Origin of the sequence: Pseudomonas sp. GM60, from assembly GCF_000282415.1 — a bacterium.
Taxonomy (GTDB): domain Bacteria; phylum Pseudomonadota; class Gammaproteobacteria; order Pseudomonadales; family Pseudomonadaceae; genus Aquipseudomonas; species Aquipseudomonas migulae.
The window spans coordinates 1-3,028 of record NZ_AKJI01000066.1 but is presented as its reverse complement, the minus strand read 5'-3'; the positions used below and the strand labels follow the sequence as shown (position 1 = coordinate 3,028).

Below are 3,028 nucleotides of genomic sequence, written 5' to 3'. Positions count from 1 at the left end.
CCCGAACACCCCATAATCCTTGTAGGAGCCGGCTTGCCGGCGATGGCGCCCATACAATCGCCATCGCCAGCAAGCCGGGCTCCTACAGGTTTTGCGTCATCCCCAAATCCCGAACACCCCATAATCCTTGTAGGAGCCGGCTTGCTGGCGATGGCGCCCACGAAATCGCCATCGCCAGCAAGCCAGGCTCCTACAGGTTTTTTGTCGACCCTCAATCCCCGAACACCCCCACAATCCCTGTAGGAACCGGCTTGCCGGCGATGGCGCCCACGAAATCGCCATCGCCGGCAAGCCGGGCTCCTACAGGTTTTGTGTCGACCCTCAATCCCCGAACACCCCCACAGTCCTTGTAGGAGCCGGCTTGCCGGCGATGGCGCCCACGAAATCGCCATCGCCAGCAAGCCGGGCTCCTACAAGGATGTGCGTGGAAGCGCGCGCACGGCTTGGCAGCGCCAGGCGAATGGGTTGATGCCTTCGCTGCGGGTGAAGATGTGGCAGAAGTGCGCCTGATCGCAGAAGCCGCATTCGAGGCTGATTTGCGTGAGGCTCAGGTCGGTGTTCTGGATCAGTTGCTTGGCCCGGGCGATGCGTTGGTGGCGAATCCAGTCTTGCGGCGAGAGGCCAGTGCTGCACTTGAATGCGCGGGAGAAATGACTGCGCGAAAGGGCGCAGGCGCGTGCCAGTTCGGTCACTTCGACGGTTTCACCGAGGCGTTCGAGGATCAGTTGCTTGACCAGGCTTTCGCGCCACGGGGTCAGGCCGCCGGTGGTTTTCTTTCGCGTTTCAGTGGCAGTCGCGCGGGCGACGTTTTGCTGAGAATGAGCCATGACAAATGTCCGTTTCGGTGAGCTTCATTCTTGGTCGCGGGGCTCTGGCAGGCGAGTTAAACGTTGTTAATTTCGCCGATGCGCAGTGGTGAACAACGGCGCTGACTCAGCACATGGCTGCAATTTTCGCGGTGCCGGGCGGGGCATGATCGACGTCTTGTGGCGGGCCTGTGCATGGCCGCTCTTCTGACTTGATCAAGGGTGACGGCATGAAACATTCTTTGGTTGGCGCATTGGGCCTCGCGGTGGCGTTGGCGTCCGGAATCTCCTCGGCTCAGGCACCGGCACAGGTCGGCACCCAGGTGCCGGGCTACTTCCGCCTGGCGGTGGGCGACTTTGAGGTGACGGCGCTGTTCGACGGCTACAACGACCTGTCGCCCAAACTGCTCCAGGGCCTGACCCAAAGCCAGATCCGCGCACTACTGGCCCGCCGCTCGATTGAAACGCCGGGGGTGCAGACTGCGTTCAACGCCTTCCTGATCAACACCGGCAAGCAATTGATCCTGGTGGATACCGGCGCCGGTCAATGCATCGGTGCGACGGCGGGCATGCTCTCGGACAACATGAAAGCCGCCGGCTACGAGCCTTCGCAGGTCGACACGATTCTGCTGACCCACCTGCACCTGGACCATGTGTGTGGATTGGTCGACGGCCAGCAGAAACCGGTTTTTGCCAACGCCACGGTCTACGCCGCGAAGGCCGAAGCCGATTACTGGCTTGATCCTCAGGCGCTGGCCAAAGCTCCCGAGGGCGCCAAGCCGTATTTCAAAATCGCCCAGGACTCCACCGCACCGTACGTCGCGGCGGGACGTTTCAAGACGTTCGACGCCGGCCAGTCGCCTGTGCCGGGGGTCGAGGCCACGCTGGAAGCCGGGCACACGCCGGGCAGCACGATGTACCGCTTCACCTCTCAAGGGCAGAGCATTTTGTTCATGGGCGATCTGGTGCATAACCTCGCGGTGCAGTTCTTGCACCCGGAAGTCTCGATCGGCTTTGACGTCAACAGTCAGCAAGCGATCAAAAGCCGCGCCAAGGTGTTCAGCGATGCAGCCGCCGGTAAAACCTGGGTGACGGCAGCGCATTTGCCGTTTCCGGGCATTGGCCATATCGCTGCAGAGGGCAAGCATTTTCAATGGGTACCGGTCGAATACGGACCTTATAAACGTGCGGCGAAAGTGCCGCTGATCGAGTAAAGTCCGACGCATTCACAAGGGAGCCGTGCCTATGAACCGTAACGATCTGCGCCGCGTCGACATGAACCTGTTGGTGATTTTCGAGGCCTTGATGTTCGAGAGGAACCTGACCCGTGTCGCTGAAAAATTGTTCATGGGCCAACCGGCGGTGAGTGCGGCGCTGGGGCGGTTACGGGATCTGTTTGACGATCCGTTGCTGTTGCGTAATGGCCGCGGCATGGAGCCGACAACGCGGGCGCTGGCGATTCTCAAGGAATTGCAGCCGGCGATGGATGTGATTTCCGGGGCGGTCAGCCGGGCGAAGGAATTTGATCCGGCGAGCAGCTGCGATGTGTTCCGCATTGGTTTGTCGGACGACGCCGAGTTCGGTTTGTTTCCGCCGTTGTTGCGGCAACTGCAAGAAGAGGCGCCGGGGATTGTTGTGGTGGTGCGGCGTGCGAACTATTTGCTGATGCCGGCATTGCTGGCTTCGGGAGAGATCTCTGTGGGGGTGAGTTACACCACGGATTTGCCCGCGAATGCGAAGTGCAAGAAATTGCGCGACATCCCCTGCAAGGTGCTGCGTGGGGACAAGCGACCGGGGCTGCTGACGCTGGATGAATACTGCGAGCGACCCCATGCGATGGTGTCGTTTTCCGGTGATCTGAGCGGCAATATCGATCTGGATCTGGCCAAGGTTGGCCGCAGTCGTCGGGTGGTGTTGGGTGTTCCGCAGTTCAGTGGGTTGCGTGCGTTGCTGGCCGGCACGGAGATGATTGCGACGGTGCCGGATTATGCGGCGTGTGCGCTGGTTGAGGGGTGTGCGTTGCGGGCTGAGGATCCACCGTTTCCCATTGATGCTGCGCAGCTTTCGATGGCTTGGAGTGGGGTGCATGACAATGATCCGGCGGAGCGGTGGTTGCGGTCGCGGATCAGTGAGTTTATGTCCAGGCCTTTGCCTGTATCGGGTTGAACGTGGCGGCCTTTGGGCCGACCATTTTCTTTTGGGGGTACATATCCATTGCTGCG

General features: G+C 60.8%; 3 protein-coding genes. 2 read left to right on the top strand and 1 reads right to left on the bottom strand.

The genetic code is table 11. The features are described from left to right. Positions 1 to 410 precede the first annotated feature (410 nt). Positions 411 to 827, bottom strand: coding sequence for a helix-turn-helix domain-containing protein (locus PMI32_RS12810; protein ID WP_008030229.1), 417 nt, complete (start codon positions 825 to 827; stop codon positions 411 to 413). 209 nt (positions 828 to 1,036) lie between these two features. Here PMI32_RS12810 and PMI32_RS12815 point away from each other — a divergent pair, with 209 nt between their 5' ends. Continuing rightward, positions 1,037 to 2,020: an MBL fold metallo-hydrolase gene (locus PMI32_RS12815; protein WP_008030226.1), complete on the top strand. Its 984-nt coding sequence runs from the start codon at positions 1,037 to 1,039 to the stop codon at positions 2,018 to 2,020. A gap of 31 nt (positions 2,021 to 2,051) precedes the next feature. Next, positions 2,052 to 2,972: a LysR family transcriptional regulator gene (locus PMI32_RS12820; protein ID WP_008030224.1), complete on the top strand. Its 921-nt coding sequence runs from the start codon at positions 2,052 to 2,054 to the stop codon at positions 2,970 to 2,972. Positions 2,973 to 3,028 lie beyond the last annotated feature (56 nt).